This is a genomic window from Burkholderia sp. SIMBA_051, assembly GCF_046534915.1.
Classification (GTDB): domain Bacteria; phylum Pseudomonadota; class Gammaproteobacteria; order Burkholderiales; family Burkholderiaceae; genus Burkholderia; species Burkholderia ambifaria.
Genome location: NZ_JAWRXS010000010.1, coordinates 1 through 24,697 on the forward strand (window position 1 = coordinate 1; position 24,697 = coordinate 24,697).

The 24,697-nt window shown below is 65.6% G+C and carries 23 protein-coding genes; 12 read left to right on the plus strand and 11 right to left on the minus strand.

Annotated features, from left to right (window positions below; genetic code table 11):
* Window positions 1-328: 328 nt before the first annotated feature.
* From gyrB to dnaA, 3 genes are all read right to left on the minus strand, one after another.
* Window positions 329-2,803, minus strand: coding sequence for a DNA topoisomerase (ATP-hydrolyzing) subunit B (gene gyrB, locus SB771_RS23725; protein ID WP_175661953.1), 2,475 nt, complete (start codon window positions 2,801-2,803; stop codon window positions 329-331).
* 205 nt (window positions 2,804-3,008) lie between these two features.
* Window positions 3,009-4,115: a DNA polymerase III subunit beta gene (gene dnaN / locus SB771_RS23730; RefSeq protein WP_006750113.1), complete on the minus strand. Its 1,107-nt coding sequence runs from the start codon at window positions 4,113-4,115 to the stop codon at window positions 3,009-3,011.
* Between the two features lie 168 nt (window positions 4,116-4,283).
* The gene (gene dnaA, locus SB771_RS23735) at window positions 4,284-5,861 is read right to left on the minus strand and encodes a chromosomal replication initiator protein DnaA (protein WP_011655544.1); all 1,578 of its coding nucleotides are present in this window, start codon (window positions 5,859-5,861) and stop codon (window positions 4,284-4,286) included.
* Window positions 5,862-6,281: 420 nt separating this feature from the next.
* On the opposite strand from dnaA, the gene rpmH reads away from it, so the two are divergent.
* The 4 genes from rpmH (at window position 6,282) to yidC (ending at window position 8,908) form a co-directional block, all read left to right on the plus strand.
* On the plus strand, window positions 6,282-6,416 hold the full coding sequence (gene rpmH / locus SB771_RS23740; RefSeq protein WP_004198824.1) for a 50S ribosomal protein L34: 135 nt from the start codon (window positions 6,282-6,284) through the stop codon (window positions 6,414-6,416).
* Window positions 6,417-6,431: 15 nt separating this feature from the next.
* Window positions 6,432-6,893: a ribonuclease P protein component gene (gene rnpA, locus SB771_RS23745; protein WP_175661954.1), complete on the plus strand. Its 462-nt coding sequence runs from the start codon at window positions 6,432-6,434 to the stop codon at window positions 6,891-6,893.
* Between the two features lie 75 nt (window positions 6,894-6,968).
* Complete coding sequence (gene yidD / locus SB771_RS23750) at window positions 6,969-7,235, plus strand: membrane protein insertion efficiency factor YidD (protein WP_006750110.1); 267 nt, start codon at window positions 6,969-6,971, stop codon at window positions 7,233-7,235.
* 8 nt (window positions 7,236-7,243) lie between these two features.
* Complete coding sequence (gene yidC, locus SB771_RS23755; protein WP_175661955.1) at window positions 7,244-8,908, plus strand: membrane protein insertase YidC; 1,665 nt, start codon at window positions 7,244-7,246, stop codon at window positions 8,906-8,908.
* 144 nt (window positions 8,909-9,052) lie between these two features.
* Here yidC and SB771_RS23760 read toward each other — a convergent pair whose 3' ends face one another.
* Window positions 9,053-9,490, minus strand: coding sequence for a helix-turn-helix domain-containing protein (locus SB771_RS23760; protein WP_006750108.1), 438 nt, complete (start codon window positions 9,488-9,490; stop codon window positions 9,053-9,055).
* A gap of 337 nt (window positions 9,491-9,827) precedes the next feature.
* Here SB771_RS23760 and mnmE point away from each other — a divergent pair, with 337 nt between their 5' ends.
* On the plus strand, window positions 9,828-11,222 hold the full coding sequence (mnmE, locus tag SB771_RS23765; RefSeq protein ID WP_175661956.1) for a tRNA uridine-5-carboxymethylaminomethyl(34) synthesis GTPase MnmE: 1,395 nt from the start codon (window positions 9,828-9,830) through the stop codon (window positions 11,220-11,222).
* Between the two features lie 242 nt (window positions 11,223-11,464).
* Here the strand turns inward: mnmE and SB771_RS23770 are convergent, their stop codons facing one another.
* The 4 genes from SB771_RS23770 to SB771_RS23785 form a co-directional block, all read right to left on the minus strand.
* Window positions 11,465-11,590 carry a hypothetical protein gene (locus SB771_RS23770; RefSeq protein ID WP_006750105.1) on the minus strand — a complete coding sequence of 42 codons (126 nt, stop codon included), beginning with the start codon at window positions 11,588-11,590 and terminating at the stop codon, window positions 11,465-11,467.
* A 149-nt stretch (window positions 11,591-11,739) separates the two neighbouring features.
* Window positions 11,740-13,098 (minus strand): sensor domain-containing diguanylate cyclase, encoded by a 1,359-nt coding sequence (locus tag SB771_RS23775; RefSeq protein ID WP_105834829.1) that lies wholly within the window; start codon window positions 13,096-13,098, stop codon window positions 11,740-11,742.
* A 110-nt stretch (window positions 13,099-13,208) separates the two neighbouring features.
* Window positions 13,209-13,457, minus strand: coding sequence for a DUF2795 domain-containing protein (locus SB771_RS23780; protein WP_041491299.1), 249 nt, complete (start codon window positions 13,455-13,457; stop codon window positions 13,209-13,211).
* Window positions 13,458-13,558: 101 nt separating this feature from the next.
* Entirely contained in the window at window positions 13,559-13,729 is a 171-nt protein-coding gene (locus SB771_RS23785; RefSeq protein ID WP_006489933.1) for a hypothetical protein, read from the minus strand.
* Window positions 13,730-13,881: 152 nt separating this feature from the next.
* On the opposite strand from SB771_RS23785, the gene speG reads away from it, so the two are divergent.
* The 3 genes from speG (at window position 13,882) to SB771_RS23800 (ending at window position 16,008) form a co-directional block, all read left to right on the plus strand.
* A complete protein-coding gene (speG, locus tag SB771_RS23790) occupies window positions 13,882-14,424 on the plus strand; it encodes a spermidine N1-acetyltransferase (protein ID WP_006750102.1) in 543 nt (180 codons plus the stop codon).
* Between the two features lie 503 nt (window positions 14,425-14,927).
* The gene (sap1, locus tag SB771_RS23795; RefSeq protein WP_175661957.1) at window positions 14,928-15,275 is read left to right on the plus strand and encodes a surface attachment protein Sap1; all 348 of its coding nucleotides are present in this window, start codon (window positions 14,928-14,930) and stop codon (window positions 15,273-15,275) included.
* A 178-nt stretch (window positions 15,276-15,453) separates the two neighbouring features.
* Window positions 15,454-16,008 (plus strand): YaeQ family protein, encoded by a 555-nt coding sequence (locus SB771_RS23800; protein WP_006750100.1) that lies wholly within the window; start codon window positions 15,454-15,456, stop codon window positions 16,006-16,008.
* Between the two features lie 10 nt (window positions 16,009-16,018).
* Here the strand turns inward: SB771_RS23800 and SB771_RS23805 are convergent, their stop codons facing one another.
* On the minus strand, window positions 16,019-16,432 hold the full coding sequence (locus SB771_RS23805) for a VOC family protein (RefSeq protein ID WP_175661958.1): 414 nt from the start codon (window positions 16,430-16,432) through the stop codon (window positions 16,019-16,021).
* Window positions 16,433-16,859: 427 nt separating this feature from the next.
* Between SB771_RS23805 and ada the strand changes: the two genes are divergently transcribed.
* The 3 genes from ada (at window position 16,860) to gshA (ending at window position 21,042) form a co-directional block, all read left to right on the plus strand.
* On the plus strand, window positions 16,860-17,951 hold the full coding sequence (gene ada, locus SB771_RS23810; protein WP_041491298.1) for a bifunctional DNA-binding transcriptional regulator/O6-methylguanine-DNA methyltransferase Ada: 1,092 nt from the start codon (window positions 16,860-16,862) through the stop codon (window positions 17,949-17,951).
* Window positions 17,948-18,922, plus strand: coding sequence for a DNA-3-methyladenine glycosylase family protein (locus SB771_RS23815; protein ID WP_175661959.1), 975 nt, complete (start codon window positions 17,948-17,950; stop codon window positions 18,920-18,922). Before ada ends, SB771_RS23815 begins: the two co-directional genes overlap by 4 nt.
* A 506-nt stretch (window positions 18,923-19,428) precedes the next feature.
* Window positions 19,429-21,042: a glutamate--cysteine ligase gene (gshA, locus tag SB771_RS23820; RefSeq protein ID WP_175661960.1), complete on the plus strand. Its 1,614-nt coding sequence runs from the start codon at window positions 19,429-19,431 to the stop codon at window positions 21,040-21,042.
* Between the two features lie 87 nt (window positions 21,043-21,129).
* On the opposite strand, the gene SB771_RS23825 is transcribed toward gshA, so the two are convergent.
* The gene (locus SB771_RS23825) at window positions 21,130-21,447 is read right to left on the minus strand and encodes a DUF4148 domain-containing protein (protein ID WP_175661961.1); all 318 of its coding nucleotides are present in this window, start codon (window positions 21,445-21,447) and stop codon (window positions 21,130-21,132) included.
* A 484-nt stretch (window positions 21,448-21,931) separates the two neighbouring features.
* On the opposite strand from SB771_RS23825, the gene SB771_RS23830 reads away from it, so the two are divergent.
* A complete protein-coding gene (locus SB771_RS23830) occupies window positions 21,932-23,572 on the plus strand; it encodes an L-lactate permease (RefSeq protein WP_175661962.1) in 1,641 nt (546 codons plus the stop codon).
* A 108-nt stretch (window positions 23,573-23,680) separates the two neighbouring features.
* Here SB771_RS23830 and SB771_RS23835 read toward each other — a convergent pair whose 3' ends face one another.
* The gene (locus tag SB771_RS23835; protein WP_175661963.1) at window positions 23,681-24,589 is read right to left on the minus strand and encodes a LysR family transcriptional regulator; all 909 of its coding nucleotides are present in this window, start codon (window positions 24,587-24,589) and stop codon (window positions 23,681-23,683) included.
* Window positions 24,590-24,697 lie beyond the last annotated feature (108 nt).

Genomic DNA, 24,697 nt, shown 5'->3' on the forward strand with positions numbered 1-24,697 from the left:
TCCTTGCGTTTGCGTGGCATAAAGTGGCTCCTTGGCCATCAGTTTATGCCTCACACACAAAGGTTCGGATAGGCTCGTGAAATTTGGGGCAACAGAGTTGCAACGGTCAACGACCAGAAAGCAAAAAGTCCACCGCGAGGGTGGACTAAGTTCTTGATTTATTTGGCGCGGCGGGATTGGTCCGAACGCCCGACCTACGGATCAAGAGTTCGCAGATGAGATAGATATGTGGTCACCGAGCCCATACGAGGGCGCGATAACTTATTAGCTGCACAATTGGAGAATTGTGCGGCCTATGGCACTTTCCCGTCCTATTTACGAAAGGGAATCAAACATCAATATTCCCCGCCCGCAACGCATTGCTCTCAATAAACGCTCGCCGCGGCTCGACCTCATCCCCCATGAGGGTAGTAAAGATCCCGTCCGCCGCAATCGCATCCTCGATCTGCACCCGCAGCAGTCTTCGCACCGCCGGATCCATCGTCGTTTCCCACAGCTGCCCGGGGTTCATCTCCCCCAGCCCCTTATACCGCTGCTTCGACACGTTCCGCTCTGCATCCGCCAGCAACCACTTCATCGCACTCTTGAAGTCGCTCACAGCCATACTGCGCTCACCGCGCTTGATGACCGCACCTTCCCCAATGAGCCCCTTGAACGTATCCGCAGTAGTCACAAGTTGCTGATAATCCGCCGTGTGCTGGAATTCCTGGTCGATGACCGAAACCCGCACATTCCCGTGATGCGTCCGCTCGACATGCAGCGACCGTTGCTCACGAACCGGGTCATACGAAGGCACAACACGCACGTCGTTCTTGAGCGCGTCATCATGCAACGCCGCATGCAGCGCCTTCGCGGAAGCCTCCGTCGAAGCCTCATTGGAGAGGTCGATCGCAACCCCATCCATGACCGCCTCGAGCGCGGCCGGGTCATACAACCGGCTCAACCGCTCGATCACGCTCTTCGACAGCAGGTACGACCGCGCCAACTCCCCGAGCGCATCGCCGGAAATCGCCGCCGCATTCTCGCCAGGCACCAGCTCCGACCCCTGCAGCGCCAACCGCAGCATATGCGCGTTCAGCTCCGTATCGTCCTTCAGATACCGCTCGTCCTTGCCTGCCTTGATCTTGTAAAGCGGCGGCTGCGCGATATACACATACCCGCGCTCGATCATGTCCGGCATCTGGCGATAGAGGAACGTGAGCAGCAGCGTGCGGATGTGCGCACCGTCGACGTCCGCGTCGGTCATGATGATGATGCGGTGATAGCGCAGCTTGTCGAGGTTGTAATCGTCCTTGCCGATCCCGCACCCAAGCGCGGTCACGAGCGTGACGATCTGTTCCGACGACAGCAGCTTGTCGTAGCGCGCCTTCTCGACGTTCAGCACCTTGCCGCGCAGCGGCAGGATTGCCTGGAACTTACGGTCGCGCCCTTGCTTGGCCGAGCCGCCTGCCGAGTCGCCCTCGACGATGTAGATTTCGCACTTCGCCGGGTCTTTCTCCTGGCAGTCCGCGAGCTTGCCCGGCAGGCCGACGCCGTCGAGCACGCCCTTGCGGCGCGTCATCTCACGCGCCTTGCGTGCCGCATCGCGCGCACGCGCGGCTTCGACGATCTTCCCGCAGATGATCTTCGCATCGAGCGGCGTTTCGAGCAGGAACTCTTCCAGCGCCTTCGCGACGACTTCTTCAACCGGCGCCCGCACTTCGGACGACACCAGCTTGTCCTTCGTCTGCGAGCTGAACTTCGGCTCCGGCACCTTCACGGAAAGCACGCACGACAACCCTTCGCGCATGTCGTCGCCGGTCGTCTCGACCTTCGCCTTCTTCGCGATTTCGTTATCGGTGATGTACTTGTTGATGACGCGCGTCATCGCGGCCCGCAGGCCGGTCAGGTGCGTGCCGCCGTCGCGCTGCGGAATGTTGTTCGTGAAGCACAGCACGTTCTCGTTGTAGCTGTCGTTCCACTGCATCGCGACTTCGACGCCCACGCCATCCTTCTCGCCGTTGGCGTGGAAAATAGTCGGGTGCAGGTTGGTCTTCGTCTTGTTGATGTACTCGACGAAACCCTTCACACCGCCGGCGAACGCGAAATCGTCTTCCTTGCCCGAACGCAGGTCGGTGAGACGAATCCGCACGCCGTTGTTCAGGAACGAAAGCTCGCGCATCCGCTTTGCGAGGATGTCGTAGTGGTATTCAACGGTGCCGAAGATCGTCGGATCGGCCATGAAATGCACTTCGGTGCCGCGGTTCTCGGTGTCGCCGGTCACCAGCATCGGCGACACTTCCACGCCGTCCACCTGCTCGAGCACGCGCTCCTGCGCGACGCCGCGATGGAACTCCATGAAATGCTTCTTGCCGTTGCGACGCACGGTGAGGCGCAGCCAGCTCGAGAGCGCGTTCACGCACGACACGCCCACGCCGTGCAGGCCGCCGGACACCTTGTAGCTGTTCTGGTCGAACTTGCCGCCGGCGTGCAGCTCGGTCATCACGATCTCGGCGGCGCTGCGCTTCGGCTCGTGCTTGTCGTTCATCTTCACGTCGGTCGGAATCCCGCGGCCGTTGTCGGTCACGGAAATCGAGTTGTCGGCGTGAATCGTCACGTGGATGTCGTTGCAGTACCCGGCCAGCGCTTCGTCGATCGAGTTGTCGAGCACCTCGAACACGAGGTGGTGCAGACCGGTGCCATCCGACGTGTCGCCGATGTACATCCCGGGGCGCTTGCGCACCGCTTCCAGACCTTCGAGGATCTGGATCGACGAGGCGCCGTAGCTGCTGTTATCGGGTTGCGAATTGTGCTGTTCACTCATGGATATCTTCCGGTTCTGCGAGGCCACTCTCGTGGCGGCGCGGTGCGTTTCAGCGAGAAAGCGCGGGGCCGCCCAGGCCGGGCCGCTCCAGTTTCCTGGCCCGTCCGAGGTGCCGAAAAGGCACCAAAGGGACGGGTTGTCGGTTCGCCATAAAAACGCCAAAGGGGCTTGCCGCCCCCTGGTGTGTGTTGCGATGTCGAGCGCGTCAGATGCGCATCGGCATCACGACATACTTGAACTCTTCGTTCTCGGGCACGGTGATCAGCGCGCTCGAGCTGGCGTCGCCGAGGCTCACCTGCACGGTGTCGACCTTCAGGTTCGCGAGCACGTCGAGCAGATACGTGACGTTGAAGCCGATGTCGACGGTATCGCCCTGGTACGCGATTTCCAGTTCTTCCTGCGCCTCTTCCTGATCGGCGTTGGTCGACATGATCTTCAGCTGGCCCGGCGCGATGATGCAGCGCACGCCCTTGAATTTGTCGGACGTCAGGATCGCCGCGCGTTGCAGCGAACGCTGCAGCTCTTCACGGCCAATCTCGAACGTGTTCTTGTGCGCCTTCGGGATCACGCGCTGGAAGTCGGGGAACTTGCCCTCGACCAGCTTCGACACGAGCTCGACCTGGCCGAACGTGAACTTGGCCTGGGTTTGCGCGATGTCGATGGTGACGGTGTCGTCGATATCTTCGAGCAGGCGCTGCAGCTCGAGAATCGTCTTGCGCGGCACGATCACTTCCTGACGGCCGAACGTGCCGCCTTCGAGCTTCATCGACGAGAACGCGAGGCGGTGGCCGTCGGTGGCCACGGCCATCAGCTGGTCGCCGTCGACGACGAGCAGCATGCCGTTCAGGTAGTAGCGGATGTCCTGCTGCGCCATCGCGAAGTGCACCATGCCGAGCAGCTGGCGGAACGACTTCTGCGGGACGGTCAGCGTCGCGCCGAAATCCTTCGCCTGCGCGACGGTCGGGAACTCGTCGGCCGCGAGCGTCTGCAGTGCGAAGCGGCTCTTGCCCGATTGAACGGTGAGGCGCTTGTCGGCGAGCGACAGCGTGACCTGGCCGTCAGGCATCGCGCGCAGGATGTCGAGCAGCTTGCGGGCCGCGACGGTGGTGGCCACCTGGTCGCCGCCGACGCCGAAATCGGCGCGCGTGGTGATCTGCAGCTCCAGGTCGGTCGACAGGAAAGAAACGTCCGGGCCGTTCTTGGTGATCAGCAGGTTGGCGAGGATCGGCAACGTATGGCGGCGTTCGACGATGCCGCTGACCGTTTGCAGCGGCCTGAGGAGTGTGTCTCGTTCGGTCTTGACCAGTTGCATAGAGTTCCTTCGTTGAGTAACGGCCTGCAGCGCAGCAGCCACGCAGCGCCCCGCCAGCCGGGCTCTTGGCCGGCCGCCGCCGGGGCGGTCAAACCTGTATTGTGCCTCAAAACCGAACCGCCCCCCTTAATTTGGGGCGGATGCCGAATTATCAAGCGCGCCGCGCGCTCAGCCCTTCAGCGTCTGTTCCAGCACGTGCAGCTCGTGGTTGAGCTGCGCGTCCTTGCTGCGCTCGTCGGCGATCTTGCGCACGGCGTGCAGCACGGTGGTGTGGTCGCGCCCGCCGAACAGCTCGCCGATCTCGGGCAGGCTCTTCTGCGTGAGTTCCTTCGCCAGGTACATCGCGATCTGCCGCGGCCGCGCGATGTTCGCGGGGCGCTTCTTCGAATACATGTCGGCGACCTTGATGTTGTAGAAGTCGGCGACGGTCTTCTGGATGTTCTCGACCGAAATCTGCCGGTTCTGCACGGTCAGCAGGTCCTTCAGCGCTTCCTTGGTCAGCTCGATCGAGATCTCGCGGCCGTGGAACTTCGAATACGCGAGGATCTTGCGCAGCGCGCCTTCGAGTTCGCGCACGTTCGAGCGCAGGTGCTTCGCGACGAAGAACGCGACGTCTTCCGACAGGTTCACGCCTTCCGACTGCGCCTTGCGCATCAGGATCGCGACGCGCATCTCGAGCTCGGGCGGCTCGATCGCGACGGTGAGGCCGGAGTCGAAGCGCGAGATCAGGCGATCGTCGATGCCCGAGATCTCCTTCGGATACGTGTCGCTGGTGATGATCACCTGCGCCTTGTTCGCGACGAGCGCCTCGAACGCGTAGAAGAATTCCTCTTGCGTGCGCGACTTGCCGGAGAAGAACTGGATATCGTCGATCAGCAGCAGGTCGAGCGAGTGGTAGTAGCGCTTGAAGTCGTCGAACGCCTTGCGCTGGTATGCCTTCACCACGTCGGACACGTATTGCTCGGCGTGGATGTAGCGGATCCGCGCGCCGGCCTTGTCGAGCAGCAGCTGGTTGCCGATCGCGTGGATCAGGTGGGTCTTGCCGAGGCCGACGCCGCCGTACAGGAACAGCGGGTTGTACGAGATGCCGGGGTTGTCCGCGACCTGGATCGCGGCGGCGCGTGCGAGCTGGTTCGCTTTACCGGTCACGAAGTTGTCGAACGTGAGCACCGGGTTCAGCTTCGAACGTTCGTACATCGAATCGGCTTCACCGCCGTTCGCGGGCGCGGCGCCGGGGCCCGGGCGCCAGGTGCGGCGCCCGGCGGCCGCTTCGTGCGCGGGCAGGCTCGGCAGGTCGATGTCGGCGTCGTCGGCGTTCAGGTGGTGCGCGGCGGCTGCCGACGCCGTCATCGGCACGTCGGCCGGCGCGCTGGGCGCTGCACCGGCATTCGCGGCCAGATTGGCGGCGATCGCGGCGACCGTCGCGGCGGGGCCGTTCGGCGTCAGCGGCGCGCGTTGGGCGGCCGGCGCGGCGTGCGCGGCGGCGCTGCGCATGCCGGCTTTCGGATCGAGGACGAACTGGACTTCGATCGGCGCATTCCAGAAATCCCGGGCCAGATCGGAGATCCGGCCCGAAAACTGGCTCTTGACCCAGTCCAGCTTGAAGCGGTTCGGCGCGGCGATGGACAGCGTGTTCGCCGACGCATCGAAGGCCACCGGGGCCAAGGGTTTGATCCACGTCACGTACTGCTGGGGCGTCAGCTCGCGCTCCAGCAGTGCGGAACAGTGTTGCCAGAAATCGTTCATCAAGTAGCTGTCGTTTTTTGCATGCACAGCGCGGCTCGCCGGCGCCCTTGTCGCGGTAGCGCAACAAGGCCCGAAGCGGTCGTGCGAGCGTGCGTCGGACGCCTGCGTCACAGTGTGGAGGGGCAGGCGCGGGCCGAAGCGGCGTGCGGGATTCTTGGAGATAAGGCGAGATTCTAACGCCAAACGCGGCCACAGCGGGACTTATCCACAGGCTGGGGTTGTGGGCCTCAGGGCCGGATCGGCCGGGGGCGGCACAGGCGGACGACTCGTAAAGTATTGACCGCCAAGAGAAAAACGGTTTAAATAGCGGGTTCCGCGAAAACCAATCCTGTATTCCCGGCGATTGCGTTCGCCCGAATGCCTCCGGTTAAGGGCACGCGGTCCCCTGAATTTCGACATTCTCGAACAAGTGAGAACATCATGAAACGTACTTACCAACCGTCCGTGACGCGCCGCAAGCGCACCCATGGCTTCCGTGTCCGCATGAAGACGGCAGGTGGCCGCAAGGTCATCAACGCTCGCCGCGCGAAGGGCCGCAAGCGCCTCGCCATCTAAGGCAGGTTGCGCGCTGTGTCCGCCGTCCGCAGTCCTGCGGAAGGTGCCGTCGAGCCGGGTGCGAATCCGTCGCAGACGAAAGCCGCCTTCCCGAAAGCTGCGCGACTTCTGAAAACGGATGAATTTTCATCCGTTTTTCGTTTGCGCCCCTGGCGGCGTTCCGCGCACTTCGTGATCTACGGCAAGCCGACCGGTCAGCCTGCCCGTCTGGGGCTCGTCGTCGGCAAGAAGTATGCGCCGCGTGCAGTAACACGTAACCTCGTGAAGCGGCTGGCGCGCGATGCGTTTCGCTTGCGCCGGGCCGAATTCGCCGGTTACGACCTGCTGCTGCGGCAGCACACGCGCTTCGACAAGAAAGCGCTGCCGAGCGCGGCTTCCGCCCCGCTCGAGGCGATGTGCGCGGCCGAAATCCGCGAACTGCTCGACAGGGCAGTCCGGGAAATCGCGCGCCGGGCGTCGAAGCCCGCGTCCGAGTGACGCATCCGTGCCCGGTGCGGCGTTCGCGCCTGCCCGGCCGGTTTTGACGCGGCGTCGAACGGCGCCGCCCAAGGTATGGAAACGGTATTGATCGCCTTGCTGCGCTTCTACAAGGTTGCCGTGAGCCCTATGCTCGGCAACCGTTGCCGTTTTTATCCTTCCTGTTCGGATTACGCGCGCGAGGCAATCCAGTATCATGGCGCCGCGCGCGGCACGTATCTCGCCGTCAGGCGCGTGTGCCGATGCCATCCGTTTTCCGCGGGCGGCATCGACCTCGTCCCGCCGCCCAACTCCGACACTCGCGCTCGCGGCGAAGCCGACGCGCGGTCCCATCGACTCTGAGACAACGCATGGATATCAAACGCACCGTCCTATGGGTGATCTTCTTCATGTCAGCTGTCATGCTGTACGACAACTGGCAGCGCTCCCATGGACGCCCGTCGATGTTCTTCCCGAGCGCCACGCAGACGGCCCCCGCCGCTGCCGGCGGCGCATCGGGCACGGGCGCGACGACGACGACCGCAGGTGAAGTGCCTGCCGCCGCGGCGGGCACCGCACCGTCGACGACGGCACCGGCCGCGCAGGCGCAGCTCGTGAAGTTCTCGACCGACGTCTATGACGGCGAAATCGACACACGCGGCGGCACGCTCGCGAAGCTGACGCTGAAGAAGCAGGGCGACGGCAAGCAGCCCGACCTCTACATCACGCTGTTCGACCACACGGCCGGCCACACGTACCTCGCGCGCACGGGCCTGCTCGGCGGCGACTTCCCGAACCACAACGACGTCTACACGCAGGTCAATGCGGGCCCGACGTCGCTGACGGGCGACCAGAACGCGCTGAAGCTGTCGTTCGAATCGCCGGTGAAGGGCGGCGTGAAGGTCGTGAAGACCTACACGTTCACGCGCGGCAGCTACGTGATCGGCGTCGACACCAAGATCGACAACGTCGGCACGGCACCGGTCACGCCGACGGTCTACATGGAACTGGTGCGCGACAACACGGCCGTCGAAACGCCGATGTTCTCGCATACGTTCCTCGGGCCGGCGGTCTACACGGACGCGAAGCACTTCCAGAAGATCGATTTCAGCGATCTCGACAAGAACAAGGCGAACTTCGAGAAGGCGGCCGACAACGGCTGGGTCGCGATGGTGCAGCACTACTTCGCGTCGGCCTGGATTCCGCAGCAGGGCGCGAAGCGCGACATCTACGCTGAAAAGATCGATCCGGCGCTGTATCGCGTCGGCGTGAAGCAGCCGGTCGCCGCGATTGCTCCGGGCCAGTCGGTCGACGTGCAGGCACGCCTGTTCGCCGGTCCGGAAGAAGAGCGCATGCTCGAAGGCATCGCGCCGGGCCTGGAACTCGTGAAGGACTACGGCTGGGTGACGATCATCGCGAAGCCGCTGTTCTGGCTGCTCGAGAAGATCCACGGCTTCGTCGGCAACTGGGGCTGGGCGATCGTGCTGCTGACGGTGCTGATCAAGGCCGTGTTCTTCCCGCTGTCGGCCGCGAGCTACAAGTCGATGGCGCGCATGAAGGAAATCACGCCGCGCATGCAGGCGCTGCGCGAACGCTTCAAGAGCGACCCGCAGAAGATGAACGCCGCGCTGATGGAGCTGTACAAGACCGAGAAGGTCAATCCGTTCGGCGGCTGCCTGCCGGTCGTGATCCAGATCCCGGTGTTCATCTCGCTGTACTGGGTGCTGCTCGCATCGGTCGAAATGCGCGGCGCGCCGTGGATTCTGTGGATTCACGACCTGTCGCAGCGCGATCCGTTCTTCATCCTGCCGGTGCTGATGGCCGTCTCGATGTTCGTGCAGACGAGCCTGAACCCGACGCCGCCGGACCCGGTCCAGGCGAAGATGATGAAGTTCATGCCGATCGCGTTCTCGGTGATGTTCTTCTTCTTCCCGGCCGGCCTGGTGCTGTACTACGTCGTGAACAACGTGCTGTCGATCGCGCAGCAGTACTACATCACGCGCAAGCTCGGCGGAGTCAAGAAGAAGCCGGCCTGACGCTCGTGGCACACGCGGGCGGCCAGCCGCCCGCGATGCACGTAAAAAAGCCGCATGGAGCGATCCGTGCGGCTTTTTCGTTTCCGGCAGGTGGCGTGGCGGCGCGATGGCGCGTTGGCGTGCGCGTACGTCGGTAGCTGCCGTTCAGGCCTTCTTCGCTTCGATTTTCGGTTCGCCGCCGTAGAACTGCTCGATCAGTTCCTGAACGAGGTAACGCTGATGCGGCGGGAGCGCCTCGATCTTCGACGCGAGTTCGATCGTCTCGGGCGTCGGCGGATAGCGCTCGTCGCGCGGCAGCGGTTGCGGCGTCGTGTGCTCGATCACGCTCGGCGACGGGCCGTAGTGCAACCAGTGCAATTCCACGCGCAACCAGCTGGCGAGCGTTTCGAGTTTGTCCGGCGTTGGAATCGTGCGGCCCGTCAGCCATTTGTGCGCGGTTTGCGGCGAAACCGGCTGCGCACCGCGGTGACGCAGATTGAACCGGTTCGCCAGTTCCGTCGCACCGGTGATCTTCTCCGGGCTGCGCCGCAAGGCGAATTTCAGGCGTTCCGAGAACGCTGCTTTTTCTTCGGGTGTCGGCATGGGGGTGATTGTGCAATTCCGCCGACGCGTTTCAGACAACTGTATAAGATAAACATAGCCTGTTCGGATGAATCCCAACCTGCGACGGCATGTGCGGCGGATTTGAGGGCCCCAGCGTCGAGCCACTCCGACAGGCATATTCGTCCGAAACGGACAGTATGGGGCGGGCCGGAATTGATACTCGACTTAGCTCTGTCGGGATAAATTCGGCCGAGTTCGAAGCCGGCGTGGTGTCCGGTGGCGTGCGGGCCGGCGCGCTACAATGCCGGCGTCCCGATGCCCGACTGTTGTGCGGGCGCACCATTCATTGTCTGCTTACCCGATTCGTCCGATTCCCATGCTCGCTACCGACTCCGATCCGATCGTCGCCATTGCCACTGCTGCCGGCCGGGGCGGCATTGGCGTCGTCCGCGTGTCGTTCGGGCGCGGCGGCGAGGCGGCCGCGCTGCCGCTGATCGACGCGTTGTGCGGGCAGCGGCTCGCGCCGCGCCATGCGAGCTACGTGCCGTTCGTCGACGAGCACGGCGCGCCGCTGGACCGCGGGATCGCGCTGTATTTCCCCGCGCCGCATTCGTACACCGGCGAGCACGTGCTGGAACTGCAGGGGCATGGCGGGCCGATCGTGATGCAGTTGCTGCTGCAGCGCTGCCTGGATGCAGGGCGCGGCTTCGGGCTGCGGCTCGCGCAGCCGGGCGAGTTCACGCGGCGCGCGTTCCTGAACGACAAGCTCGATCTCGCGCAGGCCGAGGCAGTCGCCGACCTGATCGAGGCGAGCACCGAAGCGGCGGCGCGCTCGGCCGGGCGCTCGCTCGATGGCGCGTTCTCGCGGCAGATTCATGCGTTGGTCGAGGACGTGATCACGCTGCGGATGCTGGTCGAGGCGACGCTCGATTTCCCGGAAGAGGAAATCGACTTCCTGGAAGCGGCCGATGCGCGCGGCAAGCTCGCGAAGATCCGCGAGCAGCTCGCGCACGTGCTCGGCGACGCGCGGCAGGGTGCGCTGCTGCGGGAGGGGCTGTCGGTCGTGCTGGCGGGGCAGCCTAACGTCGGCAAGTCGTCGCTGCTGAATGCGCTCGCCGGCGCGGAGCTGGCGATCGTCACGCCGATCGCGGGCACGACGCGCGACAAGGTCGCGCAGACGATCCAGGTCGAGGGAATTCCGCTGCACATCATCGATACGGCCGGGCTGCGCGAGACGGAGGACGAAGTCGAGCGGATCGGGATCGCGCGCACCTGGAGCGAGATCGAGCGCGCGGACGTCGTGCTGCATCTGCTCGATTCGCGCACGGGGATGACGGCGGACGACGAGGTGATCGCCGCGCGGTTTCCGGGCGGCGTGCCGGTGGTGCGCGTGCTGAACAAGACGGACCTGACCGGCGTGCCGGCGTGCGTCGAGCATCCGGCGGCGGAAGGCGATCTGACCGAGGTCCATCTGTCGGCGAAGCGCGGCGACGGGATCGACATGTTGCGCACGGAGCTGCTGCGGATCGCCGGGTGGCAGGCAGGGGCCGAAGGGGTGTATCTCGCGCGCGAGCGGCATCTGATCGCGCTGCGGGCCGCGCAGGAGCATCTTGCGCAGGCGGCGGATCATGCGGAGCAACGGGCGCAGTCGCTCGATCTGTTCGCGGAGGAGCTGCGGCTCGCGCAGGAACAGCTCAATGCGATTACCGGGGAATTCACTTCCGATGATCTACTGGGGGTTATCTTTAGCCGGTTCTGTATCGGGAAGTGAGCGCATGCTCTCATGTCAGCCCGAGAGTGCGGACATTCCCTGTTCGACCTGTAATCCCGTCAAGGACGGGAGCAAGGATGCGCGGCTCGAACGTCTTCATGGCGAAACGCTTGCTGCGCTATAGGTACAGGTATTTCTGATGCATGCGGAGCCGATCAAGTCGGCTTGATCGGGTTGCAGCCCGGACCGTCGACGCTGCTCGCTACAGCTGCATGCCGACGCATCCGAACCCGCACCCGTCATCAATCCCAATGCCGATGATGATGGTAATACCCGCCACCACCGTAATACCCGCCGCCATCCGGCACCACGATGCAGCCGCTCAACAGCACGGCCACACCGGCAATCAGTAAAAGGGTTTTTTTCATCGCGGTCACCTGCTCGGATTCGAGATGAACCGAGCATAGCGAGCGCGCTCAACACGGCGTGTAAGCGATCGTATCCCCGTGCCGGATTCGGTAACGGCGGATTATTCCGGTCACAATGACCGTAACAAATCCCGAATCCGCAGACGATTTCACGCCGCGACGACGCGGTTTCTCCCCCCATCCTTCGCGCGGTACAGCGCGGCATCGGCCGCTTCGATCAACGCATCGGGCGTCGACAGCTCGTCGGCCGACACGGTCGCGCAGCCGACGCTGACGCTCACGCGTCCCGCCGGCGACGAAGGCATCGCGAGATCGAGCCGCAGCACGGCTTCGCGCGCTTCCTCGGCGACGAGCCGCGCACCGCGCGCGCCGGTGTTCGGCAGCACGATCGCAAACTCCTCGCCGCCGTAGCGCGCGACGATATCCGCCGGCCGCCGCACGGCGCCGGCCAGCGCATTCGCGACCGCGATCAGGCACGCATCGCCCTTCACGTGACCGAATGCGTCGTTGTATGCCTTGAAGTGATCGACATCGACCATCAGCAGCGACAGCGGTTCGCCCTGTCGCCGCGCCTGCAGGAACAGCGTGTGAAAGTGATCGTTGAAGTGGCTGCGGTTGAACGCGCCCGTCAGGCCGTCGCGTGCGGACGAACGGATGAGCATCGTGTGCGCCTCGAACAGGCGCTGATACAGCATCGTCACTTCCCAGGCGAGCACGCACACGAGTATGCCCGGCGTGAACATGCTGAACACGCGCGCGAGATACCAGCCGATCGTGAACCGATGGGTACTCAACAGGTTCAGCGTCGTATCGGTCAGGCACGCGAGCACCGCGATCGCGAGCCAGAGGTCGAGGGTCGTACGTAGCCGGCCGGAGACCAGCACCGCGACGAGCGCCAGCGCATTGAGCATCCACACGACGAGCGCGACACCGTTGACGGGCAGCACGGCCGCGTTGCCCGGCGGACGAAACGCAGGCGGCAGCGACACGTTCAGCGCGAATAGGCACAGCACGCCGGCGGCGACAGCGGGCCCGCCGACCAGCGCGAGCGTCCACCAGCGCGTCTGCCGGGCGCCGATCGGCGCGCGCGCCAGCCGAGCACGCGCGAGCAGCGCGACCATGACGAAACCAGGGAAGCCCGCGTGCCAGAAGATCCACATCCACGCGGCGCTTTGCGGTTGTGCGCCGAACAGCCCATGCGGCGCGAACACGCCGGGGAAGGTCAGCAGCTGCAGCGCGACGGCGAGCGCGGTGAATGCATAGGCGCCGCCGAGCGCGCCGAGCACGGGCTGGCGCGTCACGGTGAACTGCGCGCCAAGGAAGAATGCGGCGATGCTCGCGGTGGTGAACACGGTCAGCGCGCACATCGGCATGAACGGCTCGACGGCCGGCAGCGCGACGTTCGCGTGTGGCGCGGCGATCCCGAGCGCGAGCACGATCACGAGTGCCGTGAGCGCGCCGAACCACAGCTGACGACGCGTCGTATGCTGGATCAGGATACCTTCCATGGACTCCCCCGGGCGCTCGTGCGGAAACGCCCGGTCTTGGCGCCGGGCGGCGTGCATCCGGCCGCGATGCGATCGGTGCGGCCCGATCCTATCTCGTTATTGGCGTGCGCTCAAACACCGAGGCCGGGGCCGAAGTTGCCGGCGACCCAGCGCGTGACGGCATTGACGTCCGCGTAGTCCTGTTCGGGCAGGCCGTCGAGCATCGACAGCACTTCGTTGCTCGCGCCCGCATCGCGCGCGGCGTCGACGATCGCATCCTTGTTCGCGGGGTAGCGGACGGCGGCCAGCACGTCGGCGATCTGCAGGTCGATCGCTTCGCCGGGGATATCGTGCGGGGGGAGAGCGGGTTTGTCGTTCACGTCGGCGTCTCGCTGGTTGAGCGGGAATCGGTTCGTAGCGGAAGGCTGCGCCGTTCGGGGCGACCCGCCCGGACGGCTGCACTGCGGGGACGGCGATCGACTCAGTGCCCGCGCCGCACGCGGCGCCACGGATGCTTCCAGTCGATATGCGGTGCGTTTTCGTCGCGCGGATGCTGGCGCCGATGTTCCTGCCACAGTTCGTCGGAGAACAGCGCAGCCACGATCACGAGTGGCAGCACGAGGAAGATGCCGAGTATGACTTGCTCGATCACGATAGCCTCCTTGCGGTGGCAGGAACCCTTGCTCCCATTCTAGGCTCTGAACTTCGCCCGCGGTCAACTTCTTGCAGCGTGGAATACCCCTGTTCGAGGGAGCGCCTCACGGGTGTTTTCACGCACGCGCGGGCATCAAAAAGGACACCAACATGCAACTCCAGAACGACAAGCACACGCTTGCACTGCGGCCGCTGGAGCGCCAGGACCTGCGCTTCGTTCACGAACTGAACAACGACGCGAAGATCATGCGCTACTGGTTCGAGGAACCATACGAAACCTTCTCCGAGCTGTCGCAACTATATGACCGTCACGTGCACGACCAGCGCGAGCGCCGCTTCGTCGCGGTCGATCCGCAGGACGAAATGGTCGGCCTCGTCGAGCTGATCGAGCTCGACTACATCCATCGTCGCGGCGAGTTTCAGATCATCATCGCGCCCCAACGCCAGGGGCGCGGCTATGCCGGGCAGGCGACGCGCCTTGCGATCGAATACGCGTTCAAGGTGCTGAACATGCGCAAGCTGTACCTGATTGTCGATACGTCGAATGCGGCGGCCATCCACGTGTACGAGAAATGCGGATTCCAGCACGAGGCCGAATTGAAGGAAGAATTTTTCGGCAATGGCGCGTATCACAACGCATATCGCATGTGTATTTTCCAGCGCGATTATTTCGAGCGCCCGCAATCAGACTGAATAACGCCGGGTAAAAAAACATGGTGAAAACCCCGCGGCCCCCGCTGCCGCGGGCGCCCGAACCGCTCGGGAAAATACGGGTTAATACGAAGGCGCTTATACCTGGCATTTTTCTTGTATCAGGTAAATGCGATCCCGCACTGCGGTAAATTCATATCGTTTCGGATGACTTTGTGTGCGGCGCACCAAAATAATCCGGATATCGAAATGAATTATCCAAACCGTTCAATCGGCTCGTTGTAACTTTGCTGAAAGCCTTGTTCCGCAACGCTTTGCGCTCGGGGATGCGCACCATTCCGCGAGGCGGGGGACATCGCCGTCCATGCGCGACATGTGAAAAAGTGGCTGCGCGCAGGGTGCGACAATTCGCCGCTATTGCGACCGCACAACAAATGTGCTTGCTATCGCTCACCGGTCTTCTAAAGTGAAAAACGCGGGTTCACGATCACCTTTAAACACATAGCTAACCCAGCCTGGTGCCCGCAAGCCTGGAGACAAAAAACATGATGAAGCGAACCGGTGTCCTTGTTGCCCTTGTCGGCGCATTTTCCATGGTGTCGATCGCCCAGGCAGGCGGCGATGCGGCTGTCCAGCCGAAGCAGGAAATCCAGCTGACGAAGAATGCATGGGGTTGTCTGTCGAAAGACAATCTGGACTCCGTACTGAACCACGAGCGTGACGGCAAGTCGCAGGCGAAGCAGCAGTACTTCGACGACTTCCGTTGCCTGTCGGTGCCGGAAGGCCAGCGCTTCCGCGTGGTGTCGGTCGACCAGGGCGACGTTCAGTTCGTCAGCGCCGACAACAGCGATCAGCAAGGTCTCTGGACCGATTCGCGCTTCGTCAAGCAGTAACCGCACGCGCGCCTCTCGCGCCCCCCGCGCGCCGGCCTGATGCGCCGGCGGCGCGGCCAAAACGCGGCCCGGCCGATGCCGGGCCGTCGTGCTGTGGAGCGCCCGTCGCGTGCCGGGCCGCGTGCATTCGGTATCATCACGACCCACCGAACCGAATGCCCGCCCGGGCCGTATCCGCATGGCGCTGAAATCCACGATCTACAAAGCCGAGCTGCAAATCGCCGACATGGATCGGCACTACTACGCCGATCACGCACTGACGGTCGCCCGTCACCCGTCGGAAACCGACGAACGAATGATGGTGCGCATCGTCGCGTTCGCGCTGTTCGCGCACGAGCGTCTCGAATTCTCCAAGGGGCTGTCGGACGTCGACGAGCCCGATCTGTGGCAAAAGGACCTGACGGGCGCGATCGACGTCTGGATCGAGGCCGGCCAGCCCGACGAACGGCGCATCTCGAAGGCGGCCGGCCGCGCCGGGCAGGTCACCGTCATCGCATATGGCGGCAAGGCGTCGGACATCTGGTGGCAGGGCGTGCGCAGCAAGGTGGAGCGGCTGCGCAACGTGCAGGTGCTGTCGCTGGCCGACGGCGTCGCGGCCGCGCTCGGGCGCCTCGCCGAGCGCACGATGCGTCTGCAATGCACGGTGCAGGACGGCGCCGCATGGATCTCGAGCGCCGACCACGATCCGGTTGCAGTCGAATGGACCGTGCTGAAGGCGCGCGCCGGCGCGTGACGGCCGGCGCTCAGCCGATCGCGGCGGGCGGCCCCTTGAATTCCAGCATGTTCCCTTCGGGATCGAACAGATAGATCGACGGCCCGTAACCGCCGGCGCCGTAGCGTTCGGCGGGGGCGCCGGGGCGCGCGCCGTGCGCGGCGAAATGCTCGATCAGCGCGTCGGGGTCGAACGGCTCGACGCGCAGGCATAGATGGTCGAGATTGCGGCCGGTGCCGGGCGGGCCGCTGTCGGGACGGTCGATCGGGCCGCCGACCGACAGCAGGTCGATCAGCGCGTCGCCGGCGCGCAGCTGCACGAGGCCCAGGTCGGGTTGCTCCTTCTCCACGTGGCAGCCGACGGCGTCGCAGTAAAAGCGCGTCATCGCAGCCATGTCGATCACGCGCAGCACGACGTGATCGATCGCGCGGATGGTCGGTTTCATGAGCAGGCACTCCTTCATGGATGGCGTGCCCCGAGTGTAGACCGCCGGCGCGGGATGCCGGAGCGCGTCACCGATCGACGGACGAAAAAAAGCCCGTTCACGCAGAGCGGAACGGGCTTAATCCATATCAGGAGGAGACATGGAGGAGACAGTTCCAACTATACACACGGCGATGGTGCGTTGCAATATTCCGAGTGTAAAAAATGGTCAGGACGGCGATTTGTCGCATCCGCACTGCAGCAAAAGGGTGACGGGAAGATGACGAAAGCGGCGTTCGGGCAGCATCCGCGCGGCTTTTCGTCCGATTGATCGATTTGGATGCGTCCCCGGTTTTGTCAATGCGAATCACAGAGCAAGATTCAGGGCGCGACGGCCCATGCCGATGTCTAGAGTAGGCACCATCTACACTAGAGAGTGCGAGGTTCAGATGAAAACCGCCTATCCGACCGACGATGCCCGCTGGGGCGCCGTGACCGCCCGCGATCCGCATGCGGACGGCGCGTTCTTCTATGGCGTGCGCACGACCGGCGTGTTCTGCCGCCCGAGCTGCGCGTCGCGGCTGCCGCGGCGCGAGCATGTGTCCTTCTTCGCCGATCCGGCCGCGGCGCGCGCGGCAGGCTTTCGCCCGTGCAAGCGCTGCCAGCCGGAAGGGCTGCCGCGCGAGCTCGACATCGTCAATCGAGCATGCGCGGTGCTGGACGCGCATCCGGAGCGGCTCACGCTGCAGCAGCTGAGCGATGCCGTGCACGTGAGCCCGTTCCACCTGCAGCGGCTGTTCAAGCGCGTGGTCGGCGTGTCGCCGCGGCAGTACCAGGCCGCGCAGCGCGGCGCCGCGCTGCGCGAGGCGCTGCAAAGCGGGCAGCCGGTGACGCAGGCGGCCGTCGACGCGGGTTTCAATTCACCGTCGCGGCTCTACGCATCGGTGCCGCGCGAGCTGGGGATGGCGCCGTCCGCGTTCCGTCGCCAGGGCGCCGGCCTGCGGATCGACTATGCGACCGCGTCGACGCCGCTCGGCACGGTGCTCGTCGCCGCGACCGAACAGGGCATCTGCCGGATCGCGTTCGGCGACGAACCGGCGCCGCTCGTCGATGAACTGAAGGACGCGTTCGCGCGCGCCGAGCTGGTCGAAGCGCCATCGCGGCTCGCGCCGTTCGTCGCGCAGATCCGCGCGTACCTCGACGGCACGCGGCACGCGTTCGACCTGCCGCTCGACATTGCGCCGACCGCGTTCCAGCAGCGCGTCTGGGAAGCACTGACGCATATCCCGTACGGCGAAACGCGCAGCTACTCGGAGATCGCCGAGGCGCTCGGTTCGCCGCGTGCGGTGCGCGCCGTCGCATCGGCCTGCGCGTCGAACCCGGTCGCGCTCGCGATTCCGTGCCATCGTGTCGTGCAGAAGGGCGGCGCGCTTGCCGGATATCGCTGGGGCGTGCGCCGCAAGGCGACGCTGCTCGCGTCCGAGGCGCGCCACGTGCGCGACGATGAAACCGAAGCCGTTGCGGAGGGCAACGTAGTTTGAGCATCGAAACAACCACGATTACGTCGATCGCGAACGGCGGCCAGGTGCCGCCGTCCGCGCAGATGGAACTGCGCTTCAAGGCGCCGTACGACTGGGCGCGCGTGCTGCGCTTCTTCAGCGGACGTGCGATTCCGGGTGTCGAACAGGTCGTCGACGGCGTGTATCGCCGCATCGTCGATCTGAACGGCGACGCGGGCCGCCTCACGGTGACGAAGCATCCGCGCCGGCATTGCCTGATCGCGACGGTCGAAGGGGCGGCCGCGCGCCATGTCGACGACGCATTCGCGCGCCGCGTCGCATCGATGTTCGATCTCGGCGCCGATCCGGCCGCGATCGGCGGAGGGCTCGCCCGCGACCCGTGGTTCGCGCCGCTCGTCGAGGCCGCGCCGGGGCTGCGCGTGCCGGGCGCCTGGTCGGGGTTCGAGCTCGCGGTGCGCGCGATCGTCGGCCAGCAGGTGAGCGTGAAGGCGGCGACGACGATCGTCGGCCGGCTCGTCCAGCGGGCCGGCGAGCGCGTCGTGCACGACGACGACATGCCGGCGCCGGATGGCGCGCCGGCCTGGCGTTTCCCGACGCCGGACGCGCTCGCCTCGTGCGATCTGGAGAAGATCGGCATGCCCGGCAAGCGAGCCGCGGCGCTGACGGGCATGGCGCGCGCGGTGGCGGCCGGCCACGTGCCGCTCGATCCCGCGCAGGCCGACCTCGGAACCTTGCGCCGCGCGTGGCTCGATCTGCCCGGCATCGGCCCGTGGACCGTCGAATACATCGCGATGCGTGCGTGGCGCGACCCCGACGCGTGGCCGGCGTCGGATCTCGTGCTGATGCAGTCGATCGCGGCGCGCGATCCGTCGCTCGACCGGCTCGCGAGCCAGAAGCACCGTACCGAAGGCTGGCGGCCGTGGCGCGCGTATGCGGCGCTTCATCTGTGGAACGACGTGGCGGACCGGGCTAGCGGCGCGCGGGGCGGATGATGCTCGCGTAGGCCTGCCCGCCGGCGGCGAGCGGGCAACGCCGCGATGCAAGCCGGGGCGGGCCCGGGTCCGGCAGCGATCGGTCGGTCGTCCTCACGGTTGCGCCGGCTGACGGCGATCAAGCCGCTCTGCCGCCTGTCTGCCTGTCGCCGCCGGCGTACGGTCGACCGGGCGTCGACGATATCGCCCGGCGCATTCGGCGGCACGGGTTGCACCTGTCGGCGCCGCTGCGCGCACCGTCCGAGTCATTCAAGCCGTTCGCATTCCATCCGACGAATTTCACGTGATCGCCGCGTCCGGCGGTGCCGACGGCCGTCGCATGCGCATGCGGCAATCGTCGCCACCGGCCCGCCCGGCGGCCCGCTGCGGGAGGCGCGCACCGCCCGGAGCCACCTCAAGCGCGTGTTTCGGCGAGATGTTAAAGTGCCCGCTACCAACGAAGCGACCAATAATCCAGCCGGCCGCGCGCGGCGTTCCGCGCGCGTCCGTCACGCCCTTGCGCCTCCATGTCGAACACCATGACTCACCGCCAGTCCGAACTGCTGCTGAATCGTCTCGAAGCGCTGAGCTCGGGCCCGACGCGGCAGCATCTGCCCGACGGCCTGCGCGGCATCGAAAAGGAAAGCCTGCGCGTGACGCGCGACGGGATGATCGCGTTTACGCCGCATCCGCGCGCGCTGGGCTCGGCCCTCACGCATCCGTCCTTGACGACCGACTATTCCGAAGCGCTGATCGAACTGATCACGCCGGCGGAACCCGACGCGTCGCTCACGCTCGAACGTCTCGACGATCTGCACCGCTACGTGTATGCGTCGCTCGGCGACGAGATGCTGTGGAACGAATCGATGCCGGGCCTGTTGCCGGCCGACGATGAAATCCCGATCGCCGACTACGGCACGTCGAACATCGGCCGCCTGAAGACGGTGTACCGCCGCGGCCTCGCGCATCGCTACGGCCGCACGATGCAGTGCATCGCCGGCATCCACTACAACTACTCGCTGCACGAGGAGGTGTGGCGGCGCCTGCATGCGGACGAAGGCTCGACGGCCACGCTCGTCGACTATCAATCGGAGCGCTATCTCGCGCAGATCCGCAACTTCCGCCGTCGCAGCTGGCTGCTGATGTACCTGTTCGGCGCATCGCCCGCGCTCGACACGAAATTCCTGCGTGGCAAGCCGCACAAGCTCGACGCGTTCGATGCCGACACGCTGTACCGGCCGTATGCGACGAGCCTGCGGATGAGCGACCTCGGTTACTCGAACACGACCGCGCAGGCCGCGCTGCATGTCGACTACAACACGCTGTCCGGCTATCTCGACGCGCTGTCGACGGCCGTGAGCGAGCCGTATCCGCCGTACGAGGCGATCGGCACGCATCGCGACGGCGAATGGATCCAGATCAACACGAACGTGTTGCAGATCGAGAACGAGTTCTATTCGACGATCCGTCCGAAGCGCATCACGTATTCGGGCGAGCGTCCGCTGCATGCGCTCGCGTCGCGCGGCGTGCAGTACATCGAAGTGCGCTGCCTCGACATCGATCCGTTCGAGCCGACCGGCATCGCGCTCGAGACCGCCCGCTTCATCGACGCGTTCCTGCTCGCGTGCGCGCTCGACGAGAGCCCCGCGCTCGACTGCGACGCGTACAAGGAAGCGAATGCGAACTTCGCCAGCGTGACGATGGACGGGCGCAAGCCGGGGCTCACGCTGATGCGCGACGGCCAGCCGGTCACGCTGCAGGCATGGGCCGACGACCTGATGACCGATATCGAAACCGTCGGGCGCCGTCTCGACGAGATCCGCGGCGGCGACGAGCATGCGCGTGCGATCGCCGCGCAGCGCGAGAAGCTGGCCGATCCGGAGCGCACGCCGTCGGCGCGCGTGCTGCGCGAGATGCGCGAGAACGGGCAGTCGTTCCTCGCGTTCGCGCTCGCGCGCAGCGAAGCGCATGCCGCGCATTTCCGTGCGAACCCGCCGTCGGCGGAGACGATGCGCGCCGAGCAGGCGCTCGCGGCGAAGTCGCTGGCCGAGCAGGCCGAGCTGGAAGCGAAGGAGGCCGGATCATTCGACGCGTTCGTCGCGGCCTATCGTGCGTATACGCTGAACCGCTTCAGCGTTTGATGGCAGCAACCCGCTGCGCGTCGCGCGGCGGGTAGCCGGCTGCGGGCCGGCTGGTCGCGTGTTGACGAGCGGCCCGGTTTATCCGCTTCAGTGATGCGCGTACGTGTCGCGATCGACCACGTGCGGCAGTGCTGGCTTCCCCGATTCCACGTTCGCATGGCCGTCGCTGCCGTAGCCGGCCGCGTCGCCGCGCGCCTGTGCGGCACGCCGCATGATCGCCTGCATGTTTTGCGGAAAGTCGGGACTGCTGGCGAGACTTGCCCGGTAGCCGGCGGCCTGCAATTCAACGAGTTCCTGGCGAACGTCCGCGCGCGTCAATGTGGACGCGGCGTGGGCTTGGGCCTGGGCGGCGACAGCCGAGCCGATCAGCAGTAACGTGCAGGCCGCAAGCTTCATGGTTTTCATCGTGTTTGCTCCGTGAGTCTCCGGAGCCGCGCCGTCGTGGGCACGGGCGGAATCGATGCAGCGAGTCTAGGCTTCGGACGCCAAACGAAACACCCCGCCCGCCATCAGTCACCTTTGCCGGTTGAGCAACATTGCGCCCCGGTGGCTTGCTGGCGCACGTGTCAGCGGGCTGCCGGCCGCAAGTCAGCGTGCGGGGGACGCCGTGTATCGGCGCCGCGCGTATCGGGCTTGCCCTCCTTGTACAAGGGCGATGCGCCTCCTAACCTCTTTTAAGCGACTGATCGGTCGGCGCCGCGGCATGGTTGCATGCGCAAGCGTCGGGCGCCTTCGCCGCCGTGGAATGTACTGAAGCGCTAACTCCTATCGACCGCGAAGCATGGGGCAGCAGTAAGCGCTAAAGCGCTAACTCCTGCCGACCGCGAAGCATGGGACAGGAGTAAGCGCTAAAGCGCTAACTCCTGCCGACACGGAGACACGAGACACGATGAATCCCACCGCAGCCCTGCCGCCCGGCATCCTGTTCGCGCAGCCGTTGACGCCCGTCGCCAACTCGCTGCTCCTGTCGTTCCTCGTCGCGGTGATCCCGATCGCGGTCGCGCTGATCGCGCTCGGCGTGCTGCGCCGGCCGGCGTGGCAGGCGTCGCTGGCCGGGCTCGTCGCCGGCCTCGCGGTCGCGATCGGTGCGTGGGGCATGCCGGTCGGCCTCGCGTTCAACGCGGTCGGCGCCGGCATGGCGCTCGCGCTCGTGCCCGTGATGTGGATCGTGTTCAACGCCTTGCTGCTGTACAACATCGCGGTGAAGTCGGGCCGCTTCGACCAGTTCCGGCAGTGGATGCTCGACAACCTGCCCGACGACCGCCGCCTCGTGCTGCTCGTCGTCGCGTTCTCGTTCGGCTGTCTGCTCGAAGGGATCTCCGGCTTCGGCACGCCGGTCGCGATCACCAGCGCGCTGCTGATCGCGCTCGGCTTCCCCGCGCTCGAAGCGCTCACCTACACGCTGCTGTTCAACACGGCCCCGGTCGCGTTCGGCGCGCTCGGCGTGCCGATCACCGTGCTCGGCGCGGTCACGTCGCTGCCGCCCGCGACGCTCGGCGCGATGGTCGGCCGGCAACTGCCGTTCTTCGCGCTGCTGCTGCCGTTCTACGTGGTCGGCGCATACGGCGGCATGCGCTCGATCGCGAAGCTGTGGCCCGCACTGCTCGTGTCGGGCGCCAGTTTCGCGATCGCGCAGTTCGTCACGTCGAACTTCCTCGGCTACCAGCTCACCGACGTGCTGTCGTCGCTCACGTCGCTGATCGTCACGATCGGCTTCCTGCAGGTGTGGAAGCCGCAGCCCGATCCGCAGTACGCGCTTGCGCGCAGCGTGCCGGCCACGGCCGGCGCCGCACGCGCGGGCTTCGGCGGCTGGCTGCCGTGGCTCGTCGTGTCAGTGGTCGTGATCGTCTGGGTGCACGCGAACATCGCGGCGATCGGCGACGTGAAGATCAAGTGGCCGGGCCTGCACAACGCGGTATTCGTGTCGCTGTACCACAAGCCGTATGCGGCGATCTGGGACTTCCAGCCGCTCGGCACCGGCACCGCGATCCTGCTGTCGGCGATCATCACGGCCGCGCTGACGCGCACCGGCGTCGGCGCGTTCTTCGAATGCGTGGTCAAGACGTGGCGGCAAACGTGGATCGCGATCGTCACGGTGATGATGATCGTCGGGCTCGCGTACCTGCTGAACTACTCGGGGATCAGCTACACGCTCGGCACCGGCGTCGCGTCGACCGGCGCGTTGTTCCCGCTCGTGTCGGCGTCGCTCGGCTGGATCGCGGTGTTCCTGTCCGGCAGCGACACGTCCGGCAATGCACTGTTCGGCAACCTGCAGGTCGTCGCCGCCCGCCAGCTAGGCTTCGATCCGGTGCTGATGGCCGCGACCAACTCGTCGGGCGGCGTGATGGGCAAGATGATCTCGCCGCAGAACATCGCGACGGGCGTGTCGACGACCGACTTGAAAGGGCAGGAAGGCGTCGTGTTCGCGCGCACCTTCTGGCACAGCGTGATCCTCACGCTGCTGCTCGGCGTGCTGGTGTTCCTGCAGCAGCACGTGCTGACGTGGATGATCCCCGCGCTGCCTAAATAACGCGCGGCGAAGCCACAAGGAAGGCACGAGGACAACAACGAGGGAAAGCGCCGGAAAGTGCAGGGAAGTGCGACGGGAAGTCCGCGAAACCGGTGAACGCGCGCCGGCTCAGCGCGCGTTCACCTCCCGCGCCGCGCGTGCCGCATCGTGCGTGGCCGGCTGCGCCCGCAGGATGCACGCGAGGAACGCATCGATCGCGGGGCTCTGGCGGCGCGCCTTCAGGTAGTACACGTATTCGTCGATCGTCGTGTCGACGCCCCGCAGCGCGACGACGCGCAGGTCCGGATGGCGCTCGGCCTCGCCGCGCGGAAACAGGCTCCCGCCCACGCCATGCAGGATCGCCTCGCGGATCGCTTCGCGGCTGCCGATCTCGGCGACCGACGTGGCCGCGACGCCGGCCGCCGCGAGGATCGTCTCCGTGCAGCGGCGCGTGACCGACCCTTCCTCGCGGATCAGCAGCCGGACGTCGGCGAGCTGCGCGGCGTCGATCGCGTCGAAGCGCGCGAGCGGATGGTCGCGATGCACGACGAGCACGAGCGGATCGGTGGAGATCACCTTGCGTTCGAGGCCGTCCGCGTCATTGCGCTGCGACGACACCGCGAGGTCGATGCGGAAATCCTGCAGCGCCTGCAGGATTTCCTCCGAATTGCCGATCCGGCACGTGAGCGCGATCGACGGATGCGCGTGCGAGAAGCGGCCGACCGCATCCATGATGTAGTACGGCCCCGTGGCGCCGATCCGCAGATGGCCTTCGAACAGGCCGCCGACGTTGCGCAGCATGATGTCGGCCTGCGCCTCGAGCGCGATCATCTTCTCGACGAGCGGCAGCAGCTCGATCCCGGTCTCGGTGACCTCGAGCTTGCGGCCGCTGCGGTAGAACAGCTCGACGCCGTACAACTGCTCGACCTGCCGGATCTGCGCGGCGATCGTCGGCTGGCTCACGCCCAGATGGCGCGCGGCGCGCGTGATGCTGCCCTGCCGGACGGTCGCGTGGAACGCCTTCAGCTGATCGAACACGACTCGGCTTCTCCCCCGTCTTCATCGCGCGTCAGCGTACCGTATGCATGTGTCGGCCGGATGAAAGACGCGTCGTGCGCCGCTTCGAAAAAAAGCTGGGGGTGAGCG